This is a genomic window from Vibrio vulnificus NBRC 15645 = ATCC 27562 (assembly GCF_002224265.1).
GTDB classification, from domain to species: Bacteria; Pseudomonadota; Gammaproteobacteria; order Enterobacterales; family Vibrionaceae; genus Vibrio; species Vibrio vulnificus.
Genome location: NZ_CP012881.1, coordinates 2357744 through 2384068 on the forward strand (window position 1 = coordinate 2357744; position 26325 = coordinate 2384068).

Below are 26325 nucleotides of genomic sequence, written 5' to 3' on the forward strand. Positions count from 1 at the left end.
ACCGAGCCGAATCAACAAGGATTCATAGATGAGCCTGAATTTTCTAGAATTTGAAAAGCCGATTGCTGAACTAGAAGCAAAAATTGAAGCCCTACGCGACGTCTCTCGTCATGGCGGAGATTCAGCTATTGACCTTGACAAAGAGATTGAACAGCTTGAAAAGAAGAGCCTCGAACTGAAGAAGAAAATTTTCAGTGATCTTGGTGCATGGGAAACGGCGCAGTTAGCTCGCCATCCTCAACGCCCTTATACGCTCGACTACGTCAAACACGTATTTGAAGAGTTTGATGAACTTGCGGGTGACCGTGCTTATGCCGATGACAAAGCGATCGTTGCAGGTATTGCCCGTTTAGAAGGTCGTCCTGTGATGATCATTGGCCACCAAAAAGGTCGTGAGACTCGTGAAAAAGTGAAGCGTAACTTTGGTATGCCAAAGCCAGAAGGCTACCGTAAAGCACTGCGCCTAATGAAAATGGCAGAGCGTTTCCAAATGCCAATCATCACTTTTATTGACACTGCTGGCGCATACCCTGGCGTCGGTGCGGAAGAGCGTGGTCAGTCAGAAGCGATCGCCACCAACCTAAAAGAGATGGCGGGTTTAACCGTGCCAGTGATCTGTAACGTGGTTGGTGAAGGTGGTTCTGGTGGCGCATTAGCCATTGGCGTGGGCGACTACGTGAACATGCTTCAATACTCGACTTACTCTGTTATTTCACCAGAAGGTTGTGCCTCTATTCTGTGGCGTGATTCTGACAAAGCCCCACAGGCTGCAGAAGCGATGGGCCTTGTGGCATCTCGCCTAAAAGAGCTTGAACTGATTGATGAAATCATCGAAGAACCACTTGGTGGTGCGCATCGCAACCATGTACAAATGGCAGCGAACATGAAAGCAACGCTACTACGTCAATTAGCGGAGCTGGAACAGTTCCCTCAAGACGTGTTGCTTGAGCGTCGTTACCAGCGCCTAATGAATTACGGATACTGCTAAACCGTAGTTTTAGGTTACAAGACGCATCGTATACAATAAGGGGCTGAACCGTGTGTTCAGCCCCTTTTTTAATTTGGAGTCACTATGGACGCTCTCTATTCTCACTTCTCTCAAGTACTGGAACGACACCGCAAAGCGAACACTCGCTTAGTGGTTGCCTTTAGTGGAGGGGTAGATTCTAGGGTGCTGCTCGAGTTGGCTCATCGTTACGCTCAAGAGCACCTGTTGCCGTGCTGTGCGGTTCATGTGCACCATGGTTTGAGCCGCAATGCCGATCAATGGGCTCAATGCTGCGCAGCCTGGTGCCAAGAAAAACAGATTCCACTGACGGTGGAGCGAGTTCAATTGGATTTGAGCCAAGGGAATAGCATTGAGGAAGAAGCGCGCAACGCACGATACCAAGCTTTATCTTCGCATATTAACGCCGATGATCTTCTTCTCACCGGTCAGCACGCGGATGATCAGGTGGAAACTTTTCTGCTGGCGCTAAAACGAGGCAGTGGCCCCAAGGGACTGTCGTCCATGGCTCAGCAAATGCCCTTTTCTCAAGGGCGGTTGATTCGTCCACTGCTCGACGTTCGACGCCAAGAGATTGAACGATGTGCGCATGCCATCGGTTTACATTGGGTGGAAGATGAGAGCAATCAAGACACGCGGTATGACCGTAATTTTCTTCGCCAACAAATCCTTCCCGCGCTGTCTGAACGATGGCCAAGTTTTGCGGCGTCTGTTCAACGCAGTGCCACGCTCTGTGCGGAGCAAGAGGCGTTACTGGATGAGCTGCTGTTACCGGTATTTGAGAAACTGTTTGGCGAAGACCAGAGCTTAGCTATCACGCTGTTGTCACAGCAAAGTGAGCTGGCTCGTTTTAAGTTGCTCAGAATGTGGCTGGCAAAGCTTGGGCATCCTATGCCAACGCGTCATCAGTTGTCACTCATTTGGCAGCAAGTCGCGCTTTCTCAAGCAGATGCCAATCCAATATTGCAACTGAGCCAAGGGCAGGTACGCCGTTTCAATCAGCGTCTTTATTTGGTTGCAGACAACCAGGATCTCTCTGCTTGGCATGCGCCGATCACGCTCAATACACCGCTTGCTTTGCCTGATGGTTTAGGGACGATTGAGTTAACGCTAAGTCGTGGTTTCGGTCAAATCGCGCTTCCAGAGCAAAGTGAGGCGTTGTGGATAAGCTTTAACCCAGAGGGGCTAAGTGCCCATCCGGCGGAGCGAGGTCACAGTCGGAAGTTGAAAAAGCTGTTTCAAGAATACCAAGTACCAAGTTGGTTGCGCCGTCGCACGCCAATTTTGATGTATCACCAACAGGTTGTGGCGGTGGCGGGATTGTTTGTGGATCGCCAGTTTATTGGTCAAGATTGTGAGCTGTTTTGGCGCAAATAATCCAAATTCATGTAAAAATCGTATGGATATAATAACCATCATGGATATAAAAAAGGAAAAGCAATGAAGAAAGTCGCTATTGGTTTGGCTCTAGGGTTAGGCCTGATGAGTGGAAGTGTTCTAGCTGCAGGTGATGTCGCTGCAGGGCAAGCAAAAGCTGCGGTTTGTGCCGCTTGTCATGGTGCGGATGGCATGGCTACGATCCCGGGCTACCCAAATCTCAAAGGTCAAAATGAGCAGTATCTTGTCTCTGCTATCAAAGCGTACAAAAACAAAGAGCGTAACGGCGGCTTAGCGGTCGTGATGCAAGCGCAAGCGGCAATGCTAAATGATGCGGATATTGCTAATTTGGCGGCTTATTATGCGAGCCTGAAATAATTAAATCGATTTGACGAAAGCCAGAGCCGTTGCTCTGGCTTTTTCGTCTTATACAGGGAGAATAGGGCGGTTTGTGATTGAATGTTGTCGATGGCTCACCGATAATAGGTTAACAAATTGAAGTTTAAGGGATGAACATGAAAAAAATTGAAGCAATTATCAAGCCTTTTAAGCTCGATGATGTTCGTGAAGCGCTAGCTGAAGTCGGTATTACGGGAATGACCGTTTCCGAGGTGAAAGGGTTTGGCCGTCAAAAAGGCCACACTGAGCTTTACCGTGGTGCGGAATACATGGTCGACTTTCTGCCAAAAGTGAAACTGGAAATCGTCGTAACAGAAGATGTGGCGGATAAATGCGTAGAGACCATTATCGAAACTGCACAAACTGGCAAAATTGGTGATGGTAAGATTTTCGTCACAAACGTCGAACGCGTGGTACGTATCCGTACCGGTGAAGAAGATGAAGACGCGATTTAATCACACAAAAAGGGAGCCTAAGGCTCCTTTTTTTAGTGCTGACATTTAGTAGAGATTAAGAGAATGAGAAAACGCATTTGGGTGGGGCTGCCATTGGCGTTGGTGTTTGGTGGGATATTTGCATTCCACACCGTTTTCCACATCCCTGAACAGCCTGAAATGACCACTATCAGCGACGGTTCGTTTAACCAGCAACTGCATTGTTATGAAAGTTCAACGCGTGCCAGCATTGATCAAGAGGGGCGTCTGAACCTGTTGGTGTGGAATATTTACAAACAGAATCGCGCTAATTGGCAGTCTGTGCTGACCCAAATGAGTGTTGGGGCACAATTAATTCTGTTGCAAGAAGCCAGCTTAGAAGATGGGTTAAAACGCTGGATAGCCTCTGGTGGTTGGAGCGGCGAGCAAGTGAACGCGTTTAAAGCGTTTGATAAAGCCGCTGGCGTCTTGACATTAGGCTGGCGTAAGCCTCGCTTGGCGTGTGGCTACACCCAATTGGAGCCGTGGATTCGCTTGCCTAAATCGGGATTGTATTCGGAGTACCCGCTCTCCGATGGCCAAATGTTGATCGTGGTTAACCTGCATGCCGTCAATTTCACTTGGGGTGTGCAAGAATATCAGCAACAAGTCAATGACCTGATTGCGGCGTTAAAAGAGCATCCAGGGCCTGCAATTGTCGCGGGTGATTTTAATACTTGGAGCGAAAAACGTTTGCAAGCGGTAACGGAACGATTGGAAAACGCTGGGCTTATTGAAGTTGCTTTCTCACCCGATCAGCGAACTCGTTTTATCACAGGGCTGCCGCTTGATCATGTGTTTTACAAAGGCTTAGAAGTGCAAAAAGCAGAGGCGCCTCAAACGGACGCCTCTGATCATAATCCACTGTTGGTCAGCTTTACATTACCAACAGATAAATAGCCCAAATCAGATAGTATCCCACCCAAGGAAGGGCGGCGATCACCAAAGCTTGTCCACGTTCAAACTCTGTCCATGTCAGCACGGCTGCATAACCAAGCACAATGTACCAAGGAAGTAGCAAAGGCATTGAACTGGCAAACTGAGACCATTCGTTTGTCAATGGTAGCTTGATCAACCCATTGAGACTATTGAGATCGGCGGCGTAAATCACCACTTGACCATGTTTCAATATCAAACTTGCATAGCTAGCGAAGTCGCCTAACACCGCTGGGAAGGTGATCACTGCTGCAGCGGCAAACCATTTCCAAAACCCGTGTTGATGCTGGCTGGGCTTGGTTGCCAGAGTGAACCAAAATGCCAACATCAAAATCGTCAAGGTTCGTCCAAACACATCGCTAATGATCTCACTCGCCATCAAGGTGTTTGGATCGTCCAAGAATTTTAATTGTTCTGGATTAATTTGTTGAAATTGAGGGGTTAAAATTTGGCTCAACCACTGGAAGTCCACATTAGAAAAATACGCTCCCCAAAACAGGAATGGGGTCAATATGAGAACAATGTACGGTTGCCAGCCCCAAGCACCACGCTGATAAAGCGCGAGAAAACATGAGGTTGGAGAGCGAAATATGTCAAGCATCATGACAAACGGGTTACTGGAAGGGGTCATACACTTACCTTAGTTACATCCACGTAGAGTTTTAATTGTTGACCTGGTTTCAGGTACTTTTGATTTTGTAGCGCGTTCCACTTCACAATGTCGTTGCTTTTGACTTTAAACTTGGTCGCAATAGCGCTGATGGTGTCACCTGAACGTACTTTATAGAAAACGGTACGGATAATGGCGCCTTCAGAGCTCTCTTTCCAAATCACCAGATCTTGCCCAACGCGCAATGTGTCACGTGGTCCCATGCCATTCCACTTCGCTAATGCTTGGTGATCCACTTTATTGGCTTTAGCAATGCTCCATAAGCTTTCGCCGGATTTAACGGTGTGCGTCAGCTTATATTTACCGCGAGCAGTGGCTTGGGTCTTAGCCAAGCGGTTTGCTGCCGACAAGGTGTAAGCGCTGGCGTCTTTTTGCGATGTAGGGATCAGTAGGTACTGGCCGACACGAATGTTGTTGCCGCTCAAGCTATTGGCGCTACGGATCACTTCACTGGTGGTGTTATGTTTTTCCGCTAAGACGCTGAGGGTGTCGCCAGAGCGCACTTTGTAGCGCACCATCTTCATGCCTTTGCCGCGATTTTCTTCTACTTTCGCGATGAACTGCTCTGCTTTATCAACAGGAATTAGCAGTTGGTAAGGACCATCCGGTGCCGTAGACCACTGGTTGTAGGCCGGATTATAGCTTTGCAGCTCTTTGACATTCAGCCCGGCGTATTGTGCAGCAATGGCGAGATCCAATTGCTCCTTAGGATCAATCAGTGCCAACACGGGTTTGTTTGGAATCGCAGGGATCTCAATGCCGTATTTCTCTTGATTGGCGACAATATCGGCAAGGGCGAGCAGTTTTGGCACATAGCCACTGGTTTCTTTGGGTAAATCTAGTGAGAAAAAATCGATAGGTTTACCCAGTTTGTTGTTCTTACGGATCGCGCTCGATACACGGCCACCACCGCTGTTGTACGCCGCGATCGCGTGATTCCAGTCACCATCAAAACGTTTGTTGAGGTAGGTAAGATAATCGAGCGCAGCGTCGGTGGCGGCTGCCACGTCTCGGCGACCGTCATACCAAAAATTTTGTTCTAGACCATACATTTTCCCAGTGCCCGGAACAAACTGCCATAAGCCTGCGGCACTGCCATGAGAGTAGGCAAATGGGTCGAATGAGCTTTCTACGACAGGTAACAATGCCAGCTCAAGAGGCAAATCACGTGCTTCAATTTTCTCAGTGATCAGATAGAGAAATGGGGTCGCACGTTGTGAGACGGTTTTAAGGTGATTAGGGTGTTTGAGGTACCAAGTGCGGTAATAATCGACCTTTTCATGATCGGGGACTTCCAGAGACAGTTGCATGGCGATGCGTTGCCAAACGTCTTCCTGAGTTTGAGGTGTGACGACAGGTTGCTCTGGGGCAACGTTCTCAAGCGTTTTGTCACTTGGTTTTACTTTTTTCGCAGTTTGCTGCGACGATTTTGCTTGCGAGGCATTGGTCTCAGGCGCGGCACTGGTATTGCTCTCTGTTTGTAGGCTCTGACAGCCAGAAAGCAATAGTAGTGCAAACACCCAACTAAACTTAAAACGCATGGTTCCAGCCTGTTTAACTTTGGGCTGCTGATAATACTTGCCTCCTTGGTCAGGAGACAAGCATCAAAAAGTTAAAATTCGTTCTTCCACTCACGTAATGCTGTAAAAACCGAGAGTGGATCGCTATTTTTCGTTCTGCTAGAAACCGAGTGAATAACACTGGGTTGCAGATATCGAAGAAATGGATTGATCCATTTTTCTTGTCTTAATGTGGTTGGAATGGTTGGCAGATTTTGCGCACGCAGTCGATTGACGGTATCACGGTATTGGTGAAGTAACTCGTTATCCGGTTCCACGGCTAAGGCGAAAGCAACGTTGCTGGCGGTATATTCATGAGCGCAGAACACTTCCGTTTCCTCAGGAAGGGCGAGAAGCTTGTTGAGTGAGTCAAACATTTGTTGCGCGGTACCTTCAAAAATACGACCACAGCCAGCAGAGAAGAGCACATCGCCACAAAACAGTTTGCCGTCGCCAACATAACCAATATGACCCAAGGTATGGCCACCTAAACCTAACACTAAGAAGGTTTCATCGAATAACTCAAGTCGGTCGCCATCTTCCACGGGGTGGGTGAGCGTTGGAATCGGTTCTGCTTTCGGCCCTACAACGTTAACGTTAGGAAACGCACGCACCAAATCGGCCACGCCGCCAATGTGATCATTGTGGTGGTGGGTGATAAGAATCGCTTCTAAAGTTAATTGATGTTGCTCGATGTAGTGAAGGACAGGCTTGGCGTCGCCTGGGTCAACCACAGCACAACGCTGATCGCTATTTTGAATCAACCAGATGTAATTGTCGTTGAATGCAGGTATGCTTTTGATCTCTAACACGATGGATTCTCCGCTCGTTCGAACTAGTTAGGTGGTTAATGAAGCCAGCACTAAGCAGTAAAGTTATCCAGCATCCCTACACATGGGAAGAAATGAACAACGGACAATGGGTTCGTGAATCGATTCAAACCCGTTTAGACGAATGGTGCCCGAAACTGTTTGGTTACCATTTGCTGAAACTGGGTGGGCTGAGCTGCGAGTTAACCAGTGCAATATGTAACATTCAACACCAAGTTAACTTAGATATCCAGAACCCTTTGCACAATGTCATCGCAGATGGTTACGAATTGCCCTTTCTCGAAAAAAGCTTTGATGCGGTGATCTTGGCGCATCAGTTGGATTACGCCAGTGATCCCCACCGATTACTGCGCGAAGTGGATCGAGTGATGATGGACGATGGCTATCTGGTGATTACAGGGTTTAATCCAGTGAGCTTGACTGGGCTGGCCAGTTTAATGCCCTGGCGAAGAAACAACTTGCCTTGGAGTGGACGAATGTTCACCACCAATCGGATCAAAGATTGGCTGGGAGTGTTGAATTATCAAGTGGTGCATTGCGATCGTTATGCACTGTTTCCGATGAAGAAATACCGAACCATGTGGACTTGGCTTGAAAACAGCCTTGGCGATTGGGCATCTCCTGCGGGCAGTCTCTATTTTATTGTCGCAAGAAAACGCACATATCCCCTTAAGCCCATCAAACCGCATTGGCAGTTAAAGCGTCGTTTATCTCCGCTCGGCGTAATGAACCGACAGCGTGATTTACTGAGCAAGCGCAAAAGCTGCGCTTGCAGAGGAAGAGAGTAGTTTACTCGGCAGGCTGATAACCAGTGTCGTCTAGGGTTGGGTTTTCGGCCGCGGTACGTGCCAACTCGTCACACATTTCGTTTTCACGATGGCCAGCGTGTCCTTTGACCCAGCGCCAGTCAATCGTATGGCGAGTGGTTTCTTTATCAAGCGCTTGCCAAAGGTCGGCGTTTTTGACCGGTTTTTTATCGGCGGTTTTCCAACCGCGCTTTTTCCAATTGTGGATCCACTGAGTAATACCTTGTCGAACATATTGGCTATCGGTTGTGAGAATCACATTGCAAGGTTCTTTCAAGGCCTGAAGAGCAACGATGGTAGCCATCATTTCCATTCGGTTGTTGGTGGTGAGTCTATAGCCTTGTGCTAAGGTTTTTTCGACTTGTTTGTAACGCAAGACGACACCGTAACCACCGGGTCCAGGATTACCGAGGCAAGAACCGTCAGTGAAAATTTCAACTTGTTTTGTCATGTTTTGGTACTATTAGCGAAAGCCATGTTTAAAGCATACGTTCTGCATAGTCTGACACACATATCATTATGAATACCAGTAACAATTCTGAATACGATCGTATCGTTGTGCTCGATACGGAAACCACGGGTATGAACCGTGAAGGTGGCCCACACTATATGGGGCACAGAATCATCGAAATCGGGGCGGTGGAGATCATCAACCGCAAGCTGACCGGGCGACATTTCCATGTTTACCTTAAGCCAGACCGTGAAATTCAACCCGATGCGATCGATGTTCACGGTATTACCGATCAGTTTCTAGTTGATAAACCGGAGTATCGTCAAGTTCACCAAGAGTTCCTAGAGTTCATTAAAGGGGCAGAGCTGGTGGCTCATAACGCGCCCTTCGACGTGGGCTTTATGGATTATGAGTTCGGTAAACTGGACGCTGCTATCGGTAAAACCGATGACTACTGCAAGGTGACCGATACGCTGGCGATGGCGAAGAAGATCTTCCCTGGCAAGCGTAACAACCTAGACGTTTTGTGTGAACGCTACGGCATTGATAACTCACACCGAACGCTCCACGGGGCATTGCTCGATGCGGAGATTCTGGCTGATGTTTACCTGCTGATGACCGGTGGGCAAACCAGTTTGGAGTTCAACGCCAACTCGCAAGAAGGCGGTGGTGAAGACATTCGCCGAGTGGCGGGGCGAAAATCTCTTAAGGTTTTGCGTGCAACGGCCGATGAATTAGAAGCGCACCAATCTAGATTGGATATTGTAGAAAAAAGCGGAACTTGCCTCTGGCGTCAATAGGAGAATCTATGTTGAGGACATTGTCAGTCGTATTATTGTTATTGGTTAGTTGTGTAAGCCATGCTGCGACAGAGTCGACCATGTCCTTGCTGGATAACCGCTTTCGAGTGGATCCAACCATCGATCAAATCACTTTCTTGATTTATCGCGAAAATCCCTCTCAGCCCGTAGTGCTAGTGCGACCAGATGGTCGAAAATACTACGCCTTCAAAAGCTACCCCAACGTCCGCTGGTATCAAGAGCCAGCGATGGACATCATCTCTATCGACAACCCGATGCCGGGCCCTTGGCAAGCCGTGGGAAAAGTGAGCCCAAAAAACAACATTCGGCTGATTTCTCACCTGACGCTTTCAACGGATGTCTTCCCCAGTCGTTTGTATCATGGCGAAGTGATGAAATTCACCGCAAGGCTCGCATCGGATGATAAGCCGTTAGTCCTGAGAGATTTCCTTGACCGCGTCAATCTAAAAGTGACTTTCACGAAGTTTGTTGAAAACGAGCAAGATTTAGTAAAAGAAGCGCGTCCAGTTCCCATTGTTATTGGTGATTTTAGCGATGATGGCACGGGCTTAGATGAACGAGCTGGCGATGGTGTGTTTACTGTGCAGTTGCCTATCGAAGTGGACCCGGGCAAGTATCGGGCGCGTATCACCTCAGGAAATGGCGTGTTCCTACGAGCCAAAGAACAGGAAGTGCTGGTCTATCCTAGCCCTGTTTCTACCACCTTCATTCAGTCACGTGATGAAGGCAAGCCACACAGTATTGTGGTTTCAGGCGAGCAAGGTATGGTGCAGCCTGGGTCTTTGGCGGTTCACATTGAGCAAAGTGCTCCGGATGATTTCGTCAATTATGTGCAAGGGCAGGCGGACAAAGAGAGCTTAAAAGTGTCGATGCTGCTCGATAGTAGCCAGATGATCGGTATTTATGGTTGGAAGGGTGAAGTGTTCGCCACTGACGCCGCGACACAACGCCCATTGATGTTCCCCATCTCACAACAAACGTTCAGTGTTGTGAAAGAGGTGGATATTGAAGCCGCGCGCAAAGCCAAAGAAGCCGCGCTTGCAGAACAACGCCGCATTGAAGAAGAACAACGACTTTTGGCGCAAAGAGAGGCCGATCGTAAACAAGCCATCATGATGATTGGTATTGGTAACGTGGTAGTCATCTTACTCGGGCTGGTGGTGTGGTTCGTCTGGGGCAAGTTGCGAGCAAAACGCCAAGCCATTCCAGAGATGCAATTAGAAGTGCCGAAGAAATAAGTGGATAACTTCGGAATACCCGCCAACTCAGAGAGTTTTTGAGTTGGTGACGAAAAATGGACAAATAACCCATGTCGAAGAACAAAGTTTTGGTGATTTATGCTCACCCGTCGCAACATCGCTCAGAGGTCAATGCGCCACTGTTTGCCGCAGCGCAAGCCGTTGACGGTGTCACGTGTGTCGATCTGTATGCCGAGTACCCTCAGTTCGACATCAACATCGACAAAGAACAAGCTCGACTGCTGGAACATGATGTCATCGTGTTTCAGTTTCCTCTTTACTGGTATTCCACCCCTGCATTGTTGAAAGAGTGGCAAGACTTGGTGCTGGAATACGGCTTTGCTTACGGGACAGATGGAACCGCTTTGAAAGACAAGCTGATGCTCTGTGTGGTTTCTGCAGGAGGCAAAGAAGAAGCATACAAAGCAGAGGGTTATAACCACTTTACCATTCGTCAATTGTTGGCACCGATTGAACAAATGGCCGCGCTAACCAGTATGCACTACCTACCACCGTTTGCGATATTTGGTGCACGTACCGCGTTAGAGGAAAATCGTATTGACCAGCATGTCGAGCGCTACGTGACTTTGCTGCAAGCCTTAGTGGAAGATCGAGTCAATATCCACGCCGCCAATCATTTGAACAAAATCACTCATGCCCTACCTCAAATCATCAAGGAAGCCTGATGACTCAAATATTTTTACAAGCCTTCATCTACCTGATTGCCGCAGTGATTGCCGTGCCATTAGCAAAACGCTTTGGCCTAGGTTCTGTGCTTGGGTACCTTATCGCTGGCGTGGTGATTGGCCCCATCGTTGGTTTGGTCGGGGAAGAAACCACCACCATTCAGCATTTCGCCGAATTTGGTGTGGTGATGATGTTGTTTTTGGTCGGTTTAGAGCTTGAGCCTAAAATGCTCTGGGCAATGCGTAACCGCTTATTGGGGCTAGGCGGCTTACAAGTTGCGGGTACCGCTGGGATTATTGTGGCGATTGCTGTCTGTTTCGGCCAAGTGTGGACCACGGCCTTAGCGATTGGATTGATTTTCGCCTTATCATCAACGGCGATCGTGTTGCAAACCTTTAACGAGAAGCGATTAAGCAAGACGGAAGGGGGTAAAAACGCGTTTTCTGTGTTGTTGTTCCAAGACATCGCGGTCATTCCGATGCTGGCTTTCATCCCACTGCTCGCCCTGCCTGAATTGGTCGAGCAAGCTCAGCAATCCATCCAATCGGCCTCGGAGCATCATGAACAGTTGAGCCTGGTTGCCGGCTTACCTGGCTGGGCCTATGGTATCGTCATTACACTTTCCATTGGCGTGGTGATCGTCGGTGGGCATTACCTCAGTCGTCCGATCTTTCGTTACGTGGCCGATTCCGGCTTAAGAGAAATTTTTACCGCAGCGGCCTTGATGCTGGTGATTGGTATTGCGGCGTTGATGAGTTTAGTTGGACTGTCTCCTGCGTTAGGCACATTTTTGGCGGGCGTGATGCTGGCAAACAGTGAGTTTCGTCATGAGCTCGAATCGAATATTGAGCCTTTCAAAGGGCTGCTTTTGGGCCTGTTTTTCATTACGGTCGGAGCGGGCATCGATTTTACCATTCTCTTCAATAAGTTTGGCACCATCATCGGTTTAACGTTGGCGGTGATGCTCCTGAAAGCCATAGTGTTACTGGCGCTGTCGTTTATTTTCCGCATAAAAGGCAGTGATCGTTGGCTGTTTGCATTGAGCTTGGCGCAGGCGGGTGAATTTGGTTTTGTGCTGCTGAGTTTCTCAGTACAAAATCACGTGATATCGACGCCTCTCTCCCAGCAACTCTCGCTGGTGGTGGCGATCTCCATGTTTCTCACTCCGGGTCTATTTATCCTCTTTGATCGAGTTATTTTGCCGAAGTTCGCCACTAAGTTTAATGAAAGAGCCGATGATGACATTGATGAAAAAGGCACAGTGATCATCGCTGGTATTGGGCGCTTTGGACAGATAGTCAATCGCTTATTGTTGTCTAACGGAATTAAAACCGTTGCACTTGATTACCAAGCAAATCAGGTAGATGTGATGCGACAGATTGGCACTCAAGCTTACTTTGGTGATGTGACTCGCCCCGATATTCTGCACACCGCGGGAATTGAAGAAGCGGCCGCGATTGTGGTCGCGATTGATAATCGCGATGCCAGTGTAGAGTTAGTGAAGCAGGTTAAGCACGCTTACCCCAGTGTGAAAGTCATCGCCAGAGCATTTGACCGTGGACACGGTTATCGTCTGCGCCAAGCCGGGGCGGATGTGATTGAGTCAGAAACTTATCATTCGGCATTAGAAGTGGGCGGGCAAACCATGAAATTATTGGGGGTTCATCCGTTTTTTGTTGAGCAACAAAAGATGAGATACAAGCGCGTTGAAAATCGTAAGTCAGATTCTTTGTACAGCGCTTGGTTAGACGATTCAGAAGGTGAGCGTTTTGATAACAACTACAGAAAGTTGTTTATGCAGCTTGAAGAAAAAATGATGTTGGAAATGCAAAAGGATCGCCATACCAATCTTTCTCGCTCCGAGCGGGGTTGGACACCGCCCCCCAAAGATTACGCGGACGATCTGCAAGAGCTCAACAATGAGGTAAATGATCTCAACTTCAAATAGTGTTATTTGATTTTTGTAAGACCAAGGTTGACTGAAGCCATTGCTATTCAGTGTGTCTTTTCGATGGGCATATTATTGAGCAATGGCTTTTTAACATATCAGATTCCCATCGGCGTCGTATTCAGCGCGAGTGCCCATATCTTCTTGATACTCTTCAATTCGGGTAAAGCGACAATCAAGAGGTTGGTATTTTTCCATGATTTCTTTAACGGATTTATGTACGACTAAGCAATCCGTAAACTGCAAGTCATCCCAAATCAAGCGCTTTTCCAAGGGCACGGCAGCGAGTTTTTCTTGTGATAAGACGATTTTCTCGAAGGTGTAGAGCGGAGGCAGGTAGTCGGCAAAGACATCTTTTTCGTACTCGCTCTGCTCAAAGTCAACGAAATCGTAATAGACGTAATCCTCATCAACCGGGTTTTCGTAGAAGTTTAAGTAGTGATAGTCATCGTGGTAAGTGTCATCGTCATTGATGATAACGGCTCTCAGCCATTGCGCTCCGGTGATATCGATATGGCGCAGTGCCAGATATAGCTCGCGTTTTACCATCATGTTTCTGCCGGACATATGTAAGTTACAAAGCTGATGGTGTATCCCTTGACTTGTGTCTTCATCCCTAAAGCCATTTAAAAAGTAAAACCAGCGGTTGGTGTCTTCCTGGAATTGATTAGCCGTTAACGCTCGTGGAGTATCATTTTTATGCCCGACTAACACCATGGCGTGCTCACCCACACGCTGGTAGACCACATAATAATCAGAAAAATGACTCATATTAGATTCCCATCGGCGTCGTATTCTGCGCGAGTACCCATATTTTCTTGATACTCTTCAATTCGGGTAAAGCGGCAATCAAGAGGTTGGTATTTTTCCATGATTTCTTTAACGGATTTATGCACAGCAAGGCAGTTCGTGGTGTGTATGTCGTTCCAAATTAAGCGTTTTTCCAAGGGCACGGCAGCGAGCTTTTCTGGTGATAAAACGACTTTTTTGAAGGTGTAGAGTGGGGGCAGGTAATCAGCATATTTCTTTGCTTTGTATTCGCTCTTATCGAAATCAACAAAATCGTAGTATGCGTAATCCTCATCAACCGGATTTTCGTAGAAGTTTAAGTAGTGATAGTCATCGTGGTAAGTGTCATCGTCATTGATGATAACGGCTCTCAGCCATTGCGCTCCGGCGATTTCGATATGACGCAGTGCCAGATACAGCTCGCGTTTTACCATCATTTTTCTGCCGGACATATGTAAGTTACATAACTGATGGTGTATTCCTTGACTTGTGTCTTCATCCCTAAAGCCGTTTTCAAAGTAAAACCAGCGATTGGTGTTTTCCTGGAATTGATTAGCCGTTAACGCTCGTGGAGTATCATTTTTATGCCCGACTAACACCATGGCGTGCTCACCCACACGCTGGTACACCACATAATAATCAGAAAAATTACTCATATCAGATTCCTTGCTGTGATATCTGTCAGTGGCTTTGGTTTTTTGGTGTACAAGACTACCATTTAGGAAATGGTGGTTCATTCGTTAGTTGTACGTGCCGCTGGTTTTTTGCTCAATGCGCTCTACCTACGCAATGATTTGAATGGCGAGATTATCAAGACCAAAGCAGTGAAGTAGCAATGCAATATGATTGGTTTTTGATTGGAATGCGAACGATAGCAACGATATATGTAACTGATAATTAAGTTTTTATTTCTAATTAAAACACGTAACGCAACTTTGGTGTTTTTGCCGCTGAATAAGAGGTTTATTGAAAGATGGTGAGATTCTTTATACATAAAAAAACGGGAGCTCGGCTCCCGTTGTACTTGTGATACTTTTGTGGTGACTAAGCAACGTTATCCATCACATCGGTATGAGACTTTTTTGCCGCCAGATGCTCTGGCTCAAAGTCATCAACATTGATGGTGTACAGACGATGTTGCTCCGCTTCTTTGAGCAAATCGGCTTCATCTTGAGAAATAATGCCTTGTGCTAGCCCTTCCTCTGCAATGGCATCCAAACGTAAGAATGGTCGGCGCTTACCTTGCGCTTTACACACTTTGTCAAACACAGGTTCTGCTTGCAAAATCACAGACAGTGCTAGCTCAATCTTGCCTGCTGCGTTGTGCTCTGTTGGTTGCAAATACTGATTGCGACCAATGCGGCTACGTGTCGCGCTTGGGGTTTGTAGTATGCGAGCCACTTGGCTATCGATTTTGTCGCTTGGTGCTTTGCGCACACGACCAAATGGCATGATCAAGACGCGCAAGGCTTTACCGATAATCGGGTTCGGGAAGTTAGCCAGAAACTCATCAATGGCCACTTCTGTTTGCTTCAAGCTGTCTTGCAAGCCCCAGTGAACCAAAGGCAGGTCTTCTACAGGGCGACCATCTTGTTCAAAGCGTTTTAAGGTCGCTGAGCTCAAGTAAAGCTGGCTGAGAATATCGCCTAAGCGGGCTGATAGACGCTCACGACGCTTCAATGAGCCACCTAGCACGGCCATTGAAATGTCTGACAATAATGCCATGTTAGCGCTATAGCGATTGAGCTTCTGGTAGTAACGTTTGGTAGCGTCGTGCGTTGGGGCGTTCGAGCCAAAACCATCGGTCAAACCAAACCAAATGCTGCGCACAAGGTTGCTCATGGTAAAGCTGACGTGGCCAGCCAAGGCTGCATCGAACTGTTCTACCGCATCCGATTTGTCCGAGTAGGCGGCGTCCATCTCTTTTAGTACATAGGGATGGCAACGAATGGCGCCTTGACCATAGATGATCATAGAGCGAGTGAGGATGTTTGCCCCTTCCACTGTGACGGCGATGGGTGAACCTTGGTAGCCACGAGCAAGGAAGTTAGAGGGACCAAGGCAAATGCCTTTACCACCAACGATATCCATTGCATCGATGATGCTGCGTTGACCACGGTGAGTACAATGGTATTTCACAATCGCGGAGATGACCGATGGTTTCTCACCAAGGTCGATACCGGCAACGGTAAGGTTGCTCGCTGCGTCCATCACATACGCGTTACCACCTAAGCGTGCTAACGCTTCTTCTACACCTTCAAGATGGCCGATAGGCTGTTTAAATTGGCGACGAATGCGCGAGTAAGCACCGGTTGCCAATGCAGCGGATTTGATACCACCGGTTGAGTTTGAAGGCAGGGTAATACCGCGACCAACAGAGAGACATTCAACCAGCATGCGCCAGCCTTGGCCTGCCATTTTTTGGCCACCGATAATGAAGTCGATCGGTACGAAAATATTTTGGCCACGCGTTGGGCCGTTCTGGAATGGTACATTGAGAGGGAAATGACGGTTGCCGATTTCAACCCCTTTAATGTCTGTTGGGATAAGCGCACAAGTAATACCAAGATCTTCTTGCTCGCCGAGTAAGCCTTCAGGATCGCGAAGTTTGAAAGCAAGACCCAAAACCGTTGCAACAGGGGCAAGGGTAATGTAGCGCTTGTTCCATGTTAGGCGCATGCCCAAGACTTCTTTGCCTTCCCATTCGCCTTTACACACCACACCGTCATCTGGAATGGAACCCGCATCCGAACCCGCTTCAGGGCTGGTTAGGGCAAAACAGGGGATCTCTTTACCTTCTGCAAGGCGAGGAAGATAGTAATTTTTCTGCTCTTCTGTACCGTAATGTTGCAAAAGCTCACCAGGACCCAAAGAGTTTGGTACGCCAACGGTCGAAGAAAGAACACCAGAGACACCAGTCAGTTTTTGCAGCACCAAAGATTGCGCATAAGCAGAAAACTCAAGGCCACCGTATTTCTTCTTAATGATCATGGCGAAGAATTTGTGATCTTTGAGATATTGCCAAACTTCAGGAGGCAGATCGGCCAGCTCATGCGTCACTTGGTAATCGCTTACCATGGCACACACTTCATTTACCGGACCATCGAGGAAGGCTTGCTCTTCAGCAGAGAGTTTTGGTGCTGGAATGGCGTGTAGCTTTTTCCATTCTGGCTTGCCTTTGAAAAGCTCCGCTTCCCACCAAACGGTACCTGCATCCAACGCTTCTTTTTCCGTCTGAGACATGGCTGGAAGCACTTGCTTAAACAAGCCGAGCGCTTTTGCACTGATGAGCGATTGGCGTACAGAGGGCATAGCGAATACCGCCAGCGCTAAGAAGTAGCTCAGCCAGCCGATTGAGCCGACGTAACCGGAGAAAGTTAACAGCAGCATCGTGGCGGTCAACAAGGTGACGGATTTGACTAATGACATTCGATGATAGAGCGTCACGCCCAATATCAAGGTCATCGCGAGTAGGGAGAGCAAGATGTCCATATGTAGGTTCCTTTTCAGACAATTCGTTGTGTTATACGTCTGTGTTTTGGTAAGAGGTCAAACCAGTTGGTTTAAGTGTAATCAAAATATTAAAGAAATGTAAAACACAATTCTGGGCAAAAAGTGATCTGAGTAGAGTGAAAATTCTAAAATTGAGATTTCCATGGTGATTTCCTAAGCAGCTTTGGGCGAATCGCTTTACAAATCCGCGAAAACTGAGGCTTCGGTGTCGACACTATTTCCTGTTTATGGGTAAACTCAGCGTATTGCTATGTTAGCTAGGCTGTCGCTCAGCAAACATCGACGTATAACGTGATAAACCAAGATAAAGAGAACATCGTATGTACCAAGATCTGATTAGAAATGAGTTAACTGAAGCTGCTGACGTACTAAATAAATTCCTAAGCGACGATCACAACATTGCGCAAATTGAAGCTGCAGCGAAAATGATTGCCGAATCTTTTAAGCAAGATGGCAAAGTACTGTCTTGTGGTAACGGTGGTTCACACTGTGATGCGATGCATTTTGCCGAAGAACTAACGGGCCGTTACCGTGAAAATCGCCCTGGTTACGCGGGTATTGCGATTTCAGATCCAAGTCATCTTTCTTGTGTCAGTAACGACTTTGGTTATGACTATGTATTTTCTCGCTACGTTGAAGCGGTCGGTCGTAAAGGCGATGTGCTGTTTGGTCTATCAACGTCAGGCAATTCAGGCAACATTCTGAAAGCGATTGAAGCGGCGAAAGCCAAGGGCATGAAAACCATCGCTCTGACGGGTAAAGATGGCGGTAAAATGGCGGGTCTTGCGGATGTTGAAATCCGAGTACCACACTTTGGTTACGCAGACCGTATTCAAGAAGTGCATATTAAAATTATCCATATCATCATCCAATTGATTGAGAAAGAGATGGAGTAATCTGATCGGGGCAACCCGTATCGATTTGTTCAGGGAGTTTTGTTCGATGTGTGAATTGCTCGGTATGAGCGCCAATGTGCCAACAGACATCTGTTTTAGTTTTACTGGCTTGATGCAACGAGGCGGTAAAACCGGACCACATAGAGATGGTTGGGGAATCACTTTCTATGAAGGAAAGGGATTTAGAACCTTCAAAGACCCAAATCCAAGTTGTGAATCGAAGATTGCGGAGTTGGTGCAAAGTTATCCGATTAAAAGTTGTTCGGTGATCAGCCATATTCGCCAAGCGAATCGAGGTGGTGTTTCTTTAGAAAATACCCACCCATTCACTCGTGAGCTTTGGGGGCGATATTGGACATTTGCACACAATGGCCAACTCACTGACTATCAATCGTTGGATACCGGGCGACATCGTCCAGTTGGGCAAACGGACAGTGAAAAAGCGTTTTGCTGGCTGATGAATCAATTGGAACAGCGTTATCCTGATATTCCTCAGGATATGGAACAGGTGTTTGCTTACCTTGCCTCTTGCTGTGAAACCCTGCGAGAAAAAGGGGTGTTCAACATGCTGCTCAGTGATGGCGAATATGTGATGACGTATTGTACCAACCATCTTTACTGGATCACGCGTCGAGCACCTTTTGGTAATGCAGCGTTGCTGGATGAAGATGTTGAGATTAACTTTCAAGAAGAGACCACCCCTAACGACGTTGTCTCTGTGATTGCGACCCAGCCTCTAACCGGTAATGAAACTTGGCAGAGAATGAAGCCAGGGGAGTATGGTCTGTTTCACTTTGGCGAGCGAGTCAGCAGTAACGCCAATTTATTACTTGATGTCCCGTTTGCAGCAGCAAAACCAAGCTGCCAAGCGCCAACGGAACCACTTGAATAAAACGGTATTGCGAGTTTGTATTGAAAATGGGTTGCGATAAGCAACCCATTTTTTCTTTCGATGTCGAGTGGCGACAATGAATCGCCTTACTCTGCAGCGTAACCGGCGCTGCCAAGTGGTTGGCCATCGAGATAGGCAACACCTTGTTGCATGACAAGCCGCTCTTCTGCCATCCATTTCACCACTAAGGGATAGATGCTGTGCTCTTGCGTTAACACGCGCTCCGCTAGGCTTTGTGCGTCATCTTCTGCGAAAATAGGTACTTTCGCCTGTAAGATCACTGGGCCCCCATCTAATTCTTCCGTGACAAAATGCACACTGGTGCCGTGTTCACTGTCCCCTGCATCGATGGCGCGCTGGTGGGTATGAAGGCCGGGGTATTTAGGCAAGAGGGAAGGATGTATATTGACCATTTTTCCTAAATAGTGACGTACAAATTCACCACTCAGAATGCGCATGTAACCAGCCAGTACTACGATGTCGGGTTGGTATTCGTCTATCGCTTTCATCAATTCACGATCAAAACTTTCTCTATCGGTAAACGCCTTGGGATCGATGTAATGAGCGGGTACCGAAAACTGTTTGGCTCGTTCAAGACCGTAAGCGTCGGCTTTGTTTGAGAAAACCGCACACACTTTGGCTCGGCTTGTATCACACTCGCATGCTTCAAGAATGGCTTGCAGGTTGCTGCCGCTGCCGGAAATCAGTACCACGATTTTTTTCATAACCACTGTCCATTTACTGCTGGTTCTTAAGATCACTGTCTTGCAAGAAAATACCTGCTTTTTGCAGGGTTTTCAGTGTGCCAAATAGCAGAATGAGGACATAGCGTCCTCATTCTGAAGTTATTTTAGGTTTTGCAGCTTAGTTGATTTCAACTTGCTCTTCGCCAGCTTCGGCCTGAGCAATCGCACCAATCACCCACGCTTTTTCACCCTCTTGTTGAAGCAGCGCAACCGCAGCTTCAGCTTGATCTTGAGGCAGTGCCACAATCAAGCCGACACCACAGTTGAATGTGCGGTACATTTCGCGCGTAGCCACATTTCCTTTTTCTTGCAGCCATTGGAAAATGACCGGCCATTCCCAGCTCTTTCCATCGATCACCGCTTTGGTACCTTCTGGCAATACGCGTGGGATGTTTTCCCAGAAACCGCCGCCAGTGATGTGCGAAATCGCGTGAATGTCATGTTGCTCAATCATTTTGAGTGCAGACTTGATGTAAATTTTGGTTGGCTCAAGTAGGTGCTCACCAATAGTGCGGCCTGCAAGCTCCTCATTTTTGTCTGCGCCAGACACTTCGAGGATTTTACGCACTAATGAGTAACCGTTTGAGTGTGGACCACTTGAACCGACAGCGATCAATGCATCGCCTACCGCAACTTTAGTACCGTCGATAATGTCTTCTTTCTCTACTACACCGACACAGAAGCCTGCGACGTCGTAGTCTTCGCCTTCGTACATGCCCGGCATTTCTGCGGTCTCACCGCCGATCAAAGCACAACCTGCTTGAATACAGCCTTCCGCGATGCCCGAAATAACATCCGCAGCCACATCGACATCCAGCTTGCCCGTTGCGTAGTAATCTAGGAAAAACAGAGGTTCAGCACCTTGTACGATCAAATCGTTTACACACATAGCAACGAGATCAATACCAATGGTGTCGTGCTTGTTCATATCCAGAGCTAAGCGCAGCTTGGTGCCAACGCCATCAGTGCCAGAAACTAGAACAGGTTGCTTGTACTTTGTTGGCAGTTCGCATAAAGCACCAAAACCACCAATGCCACCCATTACTTCAGGGCGACGTGTACGTTTTACAGAACCTTTAATACGCTCAACCAGGGCGTTGCCTGCATCAATATCTACACCAGCATCTTTATAGCTAAGAGAAGAGTTGTTACCACTCACGGGGAAGTCCTCGGTTTGAAGTTGGATATGAAAACGGCGCTATTCTATCAGGGCTGGAATATAAAGAGCAAACGTTTGCGCAAGTTTTTTTGTTGTGCAATGTAACGAGAAATTCTGTACGAAATCGTTTATAATCGGCAAGTTTATGTAAATTTTATCTATATTGCCGGAGATGGACATGAAAGTTGTTGAAGTAAAACACCCTCTTGTAAAACACAAAATTGGTTTGATGAGAGAAGGTGATATCAGCACTAAGCGTTTTCGTGAGCTAGCCACTGAAGTTGGTAGTCTTTTAACTTACGAAGCAACTTCAGATTTTGAAACGGAAAAAGTGACCATTGAAGGTTGGAATGGCCCAGTTGAAGTGGATCAAATCAAGGGCAAAAAAGTAACGGTTGTGCCAATCCTACGTGCTGGTCTAGGCATGATGGATGGCGTACTTGAACACATGCCAAGTGCACGTATCAGCGTAGTTGGTATTTACCGCGATGAAGAAACATTAGAGCCAATCCCATACTTCAACAAGCTGGCTTCTAACATGGAAGAACGCATTGCATTGGTGGTTGACCCAATGCTTGCAACAGGCGGTTCTATGATCGCGACGATCGACCTTCTCAAAGAGAAAGGCTGTCAGCAAATCAAAGTGTTGGTGTTGGTTGCTGCGCCAGAAGGTATTGAAGCGCTAGAGAAAGCACACCCAGATGTTGAACTGTACTGCGCAGCTATCGATGAGAAACTGAATGACAAGGGCTACATTGTCCCTGGTCTTGGTGATGCTGGTGATAAGATTTTCGGTACCAAGTAATCCTTCCGATTTGTCTAATGCATATTAATAAAAAATGCCTGGTCACTGACCAGGCATTTTTTTATTCGGATTTCTTTACGTTCGGCAAACAAGGTGTGGTTCACCGAACCAAGCTTCATTTGCCAATTAGTTTTGTGCTTCTTCTTCCATCTGAGCGTTATCCACTACGTGGTTTTCACCCATGTCATGCGGAAGGATAAGGTTAAGAATAATCGCCACGATACCACATAGACTTACGCCCTGTAGGCTGAACTCGCCAATACCAAAAGCCATACCACCAATACCAAACACCAGTGTCACCGCGACAATCACAAGGTTGCGAGATTTATGCAGATCTACGTGATTCTTGATTAATGTATTAAGACCTACAGTGGCAATCGAACCAAAGAGAAGAATCATAATACCGCCCATCACAGGAACGGGAATGGTTTGTAGGGTAGCGCCTAATTTACCGACGAGTGCAAGAACAATAGCGGTGATAGCAGCCCATGTCATGATGACTGGGTTGTAAGCTTTGGTGAGCATCACTGCGCCAGTAACTTCACTATAGGTTGTGTTTGGTGGTGCACCAACCATCGATGCAGCAATGGTGGCAACCCCGTCACCAGCAATCGTGCGGTGTAGTCCTGGTTTTTTCAGGTAGTTTTTACCTGTGACGTTAGAGATTGCCAACATGTCACCTACGTGCTCTACCGCAGGAGCGATTGCAACAGGGATCATGAATAGAATCGCATTGATGTTGAACTCAGGTGTGGTGAAGTTTGGCATGGCCAGCCAAGCGGCTTGAGCCACCGGTGTAAAGTCTACCACTCCGTAGAATAGTGAAACCGAGTAACCTGCCAAGATACCACCGACGATAGGAACCAGCTTTAGGAAGCCTTTTGCAAATACGCTCAGCGCAATCGTCGTGAAGAGTGAAACTGCGGAGATGATGATTGCAGCATCACCATTGATGAGTTGAACCGCACCATCACCAGTTTTACCTACCGCCATGTTGACCGCCGTTGGCGCAAGACCAAGGCCGATAACCATGATCACTGGGCCAACGACGACAGGTGGTAAAATTTTGTGAATGAAGCCCACACCACGTACTTTGATCATCGCGCCAAGTGCAACGTAAACCAAACCTGCTGCCATTAAGCCACCCATGGTTGCGCCAATACCCCATGTTTGAATACCAAACATGATTGGAGCAATAAAAGCGAAAGAGGAGGCTAGAAAAATGGGAACGCTTCGTTTGGTGATCAATTGGAATAATAAGGTGCCGACACCTGCACCAAATAAAGCGACGTTAGGGTCCAATCCGGTCAGCAAAGGTACAAGTACCAAGGCACCGAATGCGACAAATAACATTTGTGCACCCTGTAAAGCATTTTTCATAAAGGCTCCCTATTAATAACTATGCAGATAAATTCGCGGGATTCTATCACTTTGCAAACGTTTGCTAAGTATTTTTGATCAATTTTTTGCTAGATTGCTGCTGTTTGTCCGTAAATCAAACGAATTGAGAGCTTTTTATTCACTTGACTGAGAAGTGCAGTAAAAATCTGCTGTTTTCTTGCTCATGATGGGAGAGTTGCTTATCATCTGACATCTCAAGAAGTAACTTAGGACTTATATGCGTTATTTAGCTCTATTGATGATCGGGTGTTTATCGCTGCCCGCTTATGCATTAACTCAGGTGGATATCTACCGCACAGAAGTCGCGATTGACAGCACAAAAGACAAAGGTGAAGAGTTAGCTCGTCAGCAGGCAATGAAGCAGGTTATTGTTCGAGCATCCGGTTACCAAGACTCGGTTGATAATCCCGTTGTGACAAAGGCACTTCAATCCAGCGCCCGTTATATTTCGCAATTGAGCTATGGCAAAGAAGGGGATGTCATGACCCTGAAGTTGCTTTTTAATGATGCGCAAATTCGCTCGCTATTAACGCAAGCCCAACTGCCTTTTTGGTCAACAAACCGCAATAATCTGTTGGTTTGGTTGGTGGAAGAGCAAAACTATGATCGCAAGATCGTGTGGGAGCACTCGGCGAGCAGCGTTTCTGACCAATTGAAGCAAGCCGCTCGTGATCGTGGTTTGCCATTGACGTTGCCTGTAGGTGACTTTGACGATATTACCGGTATTGAAGTGTCGGACTTGTGGGGAGGCTTTGCCAAACCGATCAGTTTAGCCAGCGGTCGCTACCCTGTGGATGGCGTGTTGGTGATTCGTGCTCAAGGTAATTCACTGCGTTGGAACTTGTACGATCAATCTCCTGGCGCTATCGTGCGTTCGAATGTTGCGCCTGTCACCGGAAGTGCCAATGGCGGTGATGCAGCGACACAACTGATTAACGCTGTTGCCGATTTTTATGCTAAACGTAGCGCCGTCGTTGTTCTTGGTGAGTCTTCAGAATCGGTCGTGGTGAAGTTTTTAAACATCAACAACGCAATTGATTTCTTTACGTTAGAAAAGACACTCACGTCGTTGAACTCAGTGGCCAATCTTGATGTATTAGAAATCAAAGGTAATGAGTTGATGTTGCGTGTGCACTTGCTGGCTTCGCAAGAAGCGTTTGAACAAGAAGCCACAAAGCTGTCCAAAATCACCAAATTTGATGATCCGTTGCTGGTAGAAGATGAAGAAAACGCCGTGCCAGCACAGCCAATTGAGACGCAAGTTCAGCCAACAAAAAATGACGCACTGACAAAAAGTGATGAGGTGGGTGAACCCGCCATTGAGCCCATCATGCCAACACTGAATGAGGCGAACACTAATTCGCCAGTGGTGGTCGAACAACCGCCAGCTAAGCCAAAATATCAAATGGTGTTTGAGTGGTTAAGTTAGGTTGCTTCTCGTGATATCAGTTTCTAATACTGCTAGTCGTTAGATAAAAAAAACAGCCAACGTCGATCGTTGGCTGTTTTTTATGCTTATTGCGACAGTGGGGTCAAAAGCCATGATGTTACGGCTGATTTCCAAACTTCGCTTTCTCTTCTTTTTCGACTTGCGATAGCTTTTTCAACTTCATACCGAGTTCTTGACCGCGCGCCCTAGCAAAGAGAATATTGCCAGCAAAGCCTAACGTGGTGAGCAACAACTCCACCAAAGCCAGCCAACGCTCGCCGCCATCGACGTACAAAATCGTTAAAGCGTGTAAAAAATAGAGCATTAATACAAAGTTTGCCCAAGCATGGGTGTACGGCTTACCCGCCAAAATACCTGGTAATGGTAAAAGCAGGGGAATACACCATGCGATCGCTAGGGTAGTGGAACTTAAATGAGGGTGTGGCGATAACGCCAATTGCCAAAGTACAACCCACAGTAACAGCGATAAATTGCCAAACAAGGCCAAATAGCGGTACTGCTGTGTTTTTGGACTCATGTCGACATCAGACATCTACGACTCCTTTTGCTTTTTGGCAACCAGTGCCAAGCGCTTTCCTAATTGTTGCGCCAAGCGAATTTCTTCTGTGGTGAGTGAACTTTCATGCCCAACACTACTTGCGCCATATGGGGTGCCACCGGATTGTGTTTGGTGCAGATCAGGCTCCGAATAAGGAATACCCAAAATCAACATGCCGTGATGCAGTAGTGGGACCATCATATTCTGTAGCGTCGTTTCTTGACCCCCGTGCATACTACTTGATGAAGTAAAAACACAGGCTGGTTTATCAATCAAAGATCCATTCAACCACAGCGGTGAGGTTTGATCCCAAAAGTGCTTTAGTGGCGTTGCCATCGCACCAAACCAAACGGGGCTTCCCAAAGCAAGCCCGTCACAGTTACGCAACTCATCCAGAGTAACAATAGGCTCTGATGCTTGTTGTGAGCTGGCGTTCAATTCTGTAACGGTGCGCAGGGCTGCTTCGCAATGGGGAATGGATTCAATTCCCCGGGCAATTTGGCGAGCAAGTAGTTTGGTTTTTCCGTGACGGCTGTAGTACAGCACCAACAGCTGAGTAGTCACTGACAATTACAAAATCTCTAATACTTGCTCAGGTGGGCGACCAATACGAGCTTGGCCATTAGCGACCACGACAGGGCGTTCAAAAAGTGATGGGTTTTCTGCCATCGCATTAAACAGTTGTTCGTCAGAGACCTTGTCATCACCTAAAGAGAGCGATTTATACAGGTCTTCTTTTGTCCGCATCATGTCACGGACAGAAGAGAAGCCCAATTGAGCGTAAAGGGCCTTAAGTTGTTCTACATTCAGTGGCGTTTCAAGGTACTTCACCACTTCAGGCGTCACGCCATTTTGTTCCAATAGTTCGAGGGTTTGACGGCTCTTTGAGCAGCGTGGATTGTGATAAATCACGACTGACATAGGATTCTCCATGT

General features: G+C 47.2%; 27 protein-coding genes. 14 read left to right on the plus strand and 13 right to left on the minus strand.

Annotated elements, in window-relative coordinates; all coding sequences use genetic code 11:
* Positions 1–28 precede the first annotated feature (28 nt).
* The 5 genes from accA to AOT11_RS10975 all read left to right on the plus strand — a co-directional run bounded on the left by accA (position 29) and on the right by AOT11_RS10975 (position 4155).
* The gene (gene accA, locus AOT11_RS10955) at positions 29–988 is read left to right on the plus strand and encodes an acetyl-CoA carboxylase carboxyl transferase subunit alpha (RefSeq protein ID WP_011079778.1); all 960 of its coding nucleotides are present in this window, start codon (positions 29–31) and stop codon (positions 986–988) included.
* 84 nt (positions 989–1072) lie between these two features.
* Positions 1073–2383 carry a tRNA lysidine(34) synthetase TilS gene (gene tilS, locus AOT11_RS10960; RefSeq protein WP_017419555.1) on the plus strand — a complete coding sequence of 437 codons (1311 nt, stop codon included), beginning with the start codon at positions 1073–1075 and terminating at the stop codon, positions 2381–2383.
* A 63-nt stretch (positions 2384–2446) separates the two neighbouring features.
* Positions 2447–2761 (plus strand): c-type cytochrome, encoded by a 315-nt coding sequence (locus AOT11_RS10965; RefSeq protein WP_011079780.1) that lies wholly within the window; start codon positions 2447–2449, stop codon positions 2759–2761.
* Between the two features lie 137 nt (positions 2762–2898).
* A complete protein-coding gene (gene glnB, locus AOT11_RS10970; protein ID WP_013571272.1) occupies positions 2899–3237 on the plus strand; it encodes a nitrogen regulatory protein P-II in 339 nt (112 codons plus the stop codon).
* A 63-nt stretch (positions 3238–3300) separates the two neighbouring features.
* Complete coding sequence (locus AOT11_RS10975; protein ID WP_013571273.1) at positions 3301–4155, plus strand: endonuclease/exonuclease/phosphatase family protein; 855 nt, start codon at positions 3301–3303, stop codon at positions 4153–4155.
* Here AOT11_RS10975 and AOT11_RS10980 read toward each other — a convergent pair.
* The 3 genes from AOT11_RS10980 to gloB all read right to left on the minus strand — a co-directional run bounded on the left by AOT11_RS10980 (position 4133) and on the right by gloB (position 7232).
* Complete coding sequence (locus AOT11_RS10980) at positions 4133–4822, minus strand: YIP1 family protein (protein ID WP_011079783.1); 690 nt, start codon at positions 4820–4822, stop codon at positions 4133–4135. The genes AOT11_RS10975 and AOT11_RS10980 overlap by 23 nt on opposite strands.
* Complete coding sequence (locus AOT11_RS10985; RefSeq protein WP_026050193.1) at positions 4819–6402, minus strand: lytic transglycosylase; 1584 nt, start codon at positions 6400–6402, stop codon at positions 4819–4821. The genes AOT11_RS10980 and AOT11_RS10985 overlap by 4 nt, the downstream gene beginning before the upstream one ends.
* Before the next feature lie 71 nt (positions 6403–6473).
* Positions 6474–7232, minus strand: a complete 759-nt coding sequence (gloB, locus tag AOT11_RS10990; RefSeq protein ID WP_011079785.1) for a hydroxyacylglutathione hydrolase — start codon at positions 7230–7232, stop codon at positions 6474–6476.
* Between the two features lie 38 nt (positions 7233–7270).
* Between gloB and AOT11_RS10995 the strand changes: the two genes are divergently transcribed.
* Positions 7271–8038, plus strand: a complete 768-nt coding sequence (locus AOT11_RS10995; RefSeq protein ID WP_011150951.1) for a class I SAM-dependent methyltransferase — start codon at positions 7271–7273, stop codon at positions 8036–8038.
* A gap of 1 nt (position 8039) precedes the next feature.
* Here the strand turns inward: AOT11_RS10995 and rnhA are convergent, their stop codons facing one another.
* The gene (gene rnhA / locus AOT11_RS11000) at positions 8040–8507 is read right to left on the minus strand and encodes a ribonuclease HI (protein WP_017419553.1); all 468 of its coding nucleotides are present in this window, start codon (positions 8505–8507) and stop codon (positions 8040–8042) included.
* Between the two features lie 68 nt (positions 8508–8575).
* Here rnhA and dnaQ point away from each other — a divergent pair, with 68 nt between their 5' ends.
* The 4 genes from dnaQ to AOT11_RS11020 all read left to right on the plus strand — a co-directional run bounded on the left by dnaQ (position 8576) and on the right by AOT11_RS11020 (position 13201).
* On the plus strand, positions 8576–9307 hold the full coding sequence (gene dnaQ, locus AOT11_RS11005; RefSeq protein ID WP_011079788.1) for a DNA polymerase III subunit epsilon: 732 nt from the start codon (positions 8576–8578) through the stop codon (positions 9305–9307).
* A gap of 8 nt (positions 9308–9315) precedes the next feature.
* Positions 9316–10566, plus strand: coding sequence for a TIGR03503 family protein (locus AOT11_RS11010; protein WP_026050192.1), 1251 nt, complete (start codon positions 9316–9318; stop codon positions 10564–10566).
* A gap of 71 nt (positions 10567–10637) precedes the next feature.
* Positions 10638–11252 (plus strand): NAD(P)H-dependent oxidoreductase, encoded by a 615-nt coding sequence (locus AOT11_RS11015; RefSeq protein ID WP_013571277.1) that lies wholly within the window; start codon positions 10638–10640, stop codon positions 11250–11252.
* Positions 11252–13201, plus strand: a complete 1950-nt coding sequence (locus AOT11_RS11020; RefSeq protein ID WP_017419551.1) for a monovalent cation:proton antiporter-2 (CPA2) family protein — start codon at positions 11252–11254, stop codon at positions 13199–13201. The genes AOT11_RS11015 and AOT11_RS11020 overlap by 1 nt, the downstream gene beginning before the upstream one ends.
* A 90-nt stretch (positions 13202–13291) precedes the next feature.
* On the opposite strand, the gene AOT11_RS11025 is transcribed toward AOT11_RS11020, so the two are convergent.
* The 3 genes from AOT11_RS11025 to fadE all read right to left on the minus strand — a co-directional run bounded on the left by AOT11_RS11025 (position 13292) and on the right by fadE (position 17482).
* Positions 13292–13972, minus strand: coding sequence for a hypothetical protein (locus AOT11_RS11025; protein ID WP_017419550.1), 681 nt, complete (start codon positions 13970–13972; stop codon positions 13292–13294).
* Positions 13969–14646: a hypothetical protein gene (locus AOT11_RS11030; protein ID WP_017419549.1), complete on the minus strand. Its 678-nt coding sequence runs from the start codon at positions 14644–14646 to the stop codon at positions 13969–13971. The genes AOT11_RS11025 and AOT11_RS11030 overlap by 4 nt, the downstream gene beginning before the upstream one ends.
* A 388-nt stretch (positions 14647–15034) precedes the next feature.
* Positions 15035–17482 (minus strand): acyl-CoA dehydrogenase FadE, encoded by a 2448-nt coding sequence (gene fadE, locus AOT11_RS11035; protein WP_017419547.1) that lies wholly within the window; start codon positions 17480–17482, stop codon positions 15035–15037.
* A 341-nt stretch (positions 17483–17823) separates the two neighbouring features.
* Between fadE and lpcA the strand changes: the two genes are divergently transcribed.
* Together lpcA and AOT11_RS11045 are read left to right on the plus strand one after the other, a co-directional pair.
* Positions 17824–18399 carry a D-sedoheptulose 7-phosphate isomerase gene (lpcA, locus tag AOT11_RS11040; RefSeq protein WP_011079797.1) on the plus strand — a complete coding sequence of 192 codons (576 nt, stop codon included), beginning with the start codon at positions 17824–17826 and terminating at the stop codon, positions 18397–18399.
* A 46-nt stretch (positions 18400–18445) separates the two neighbouring features.
* Positions 18446–19291, plus strand: coding sequence for a class II glutamine amidotransferase (locus tag AOT11_RS11045; RefSeq protein WP_011079798.1), 846 nt, complete (start codon positions 18446–18448; stop codon positions 19289–19291).
* An 86-nt stretch (positions 19292–19377) separates the two neighbouring features.
* Here AOT11_RS11045 and purN read toward each other — a convergent pair whose 3' ends face one another.
* Positions 19378–20016: a phosphoribosylglycinamide formyltransferase gene (purN, locus tag AOT11_RS11050; RefSeq protein WP_013571283.1), complete on the minus strand. Its 639-nt coding sequence runs from the start codon at positions 20014–20016 to the stop codon at positions 19378–19380.
* A 139-nt stretch (positions 20017–20155) separates the two neighbouring features.
* Positions 20156–21196: a phosphoribosylformylglycinamidine cyclo-ligase gene (gene purM / locus AOT11_RS11055; protein WP_011079800.1), complete on the minus strand. Its 1041-nt coding sequence runs from the start codon at positions 21194–21196 to the stop codon at positions 20156–20158.
* 178 nt (positions 21197–21374) lie between these two features.
* Here purM and upp point away from each other — a divergent pair, with 178 nt between their 5' ends.
* Positions 21375–22001 carry a uracil phosphoribosyltransferase gene (gene upp, locus AOT11_RS11060; RefSeq protein WP_011079801.1) on the plus strand — a complete coding sequence of 209 codons (627 nt, stop codon included), beginning with the start codon at positions 21375–21377 and terminating at the stop codon, positions 21999–22001.
* A gap of 126 nt (positions 22002–22127) precedes the next feature.
* On the opposite strand, the gene AOT11_RS11065 is transcribed toward upp, so the two are convergent.
* Positions 22128–23381, minus strand: a complete 1254-nt coding sequence (locus tag AOT11_RS11065) for a uracil-xanthine permease family protein (protein ID WP_017419545.1) — start codon at positions 23379–23381, stop codon at positions 22128–22130.
* Positions 23382–23619: 238 nt separating this feature from the next.
* Between AOT11_RS11065 and AOT11_RS11070 the strand changes: the two genes are divergently transcribed.
* Positions 23620–24831 carry a DUF2066 domain-containing protein gene (locus AOT11_RS11070; protein ID WP_017419544.1) on the plus strand — a complete coding sequence of 404 codons (1212 nt, stop codon included), beginning with the start codon at positions 23620–23622 and terminating at the stop codon, positions 24829–24831.
* A gap of 118 nt (positions 24832–24949) precedes the next feature.
* Here AOT11_RS11070 and AOT11_RS11075 read toward each other — a convergent pair whose 3' ends face one another.
* From AOT11_RS11075 to arsC, 3 genes are read right to left on the minus strand one after another with little or no spacing between them, the layout of a single operon-like run.
* On the minus strand, positions 24950–25384 hold the full coding sequence (locus tag AOT11_RS11075) for a DUF2069 domain-containing protein (RefSeq protein ID WP_011079804.1): 435 nt from the start codon (positions 25382–25384) through the stop codon (positions 24950–24952).
* Positions 25385–25960 carry an NAD(P)H:quinone oxidoreductase gene (gene wrbA, locus AOT11_RS11080; protein ID WP_017419543.1) on the minus strand — a complete coding sequence of 192 codons (576 nt, stop codon included), beginning with the start codon at positions 25958–25960 and terminating at the stop codon, positions 25385–25387.
* Positions 25961–26311, minus strand: a complete 351-nt coding sequence (arsC, locus tag AOT11_RS11085) for an arsenate reductase (glutaredoxin) (protein ID WP_026050191.1) — start codon at positions 26309–26311, stop codon at positions 25961–25963.
* Positions 26312–26325 lie beyond the last annotated feature (14 nt).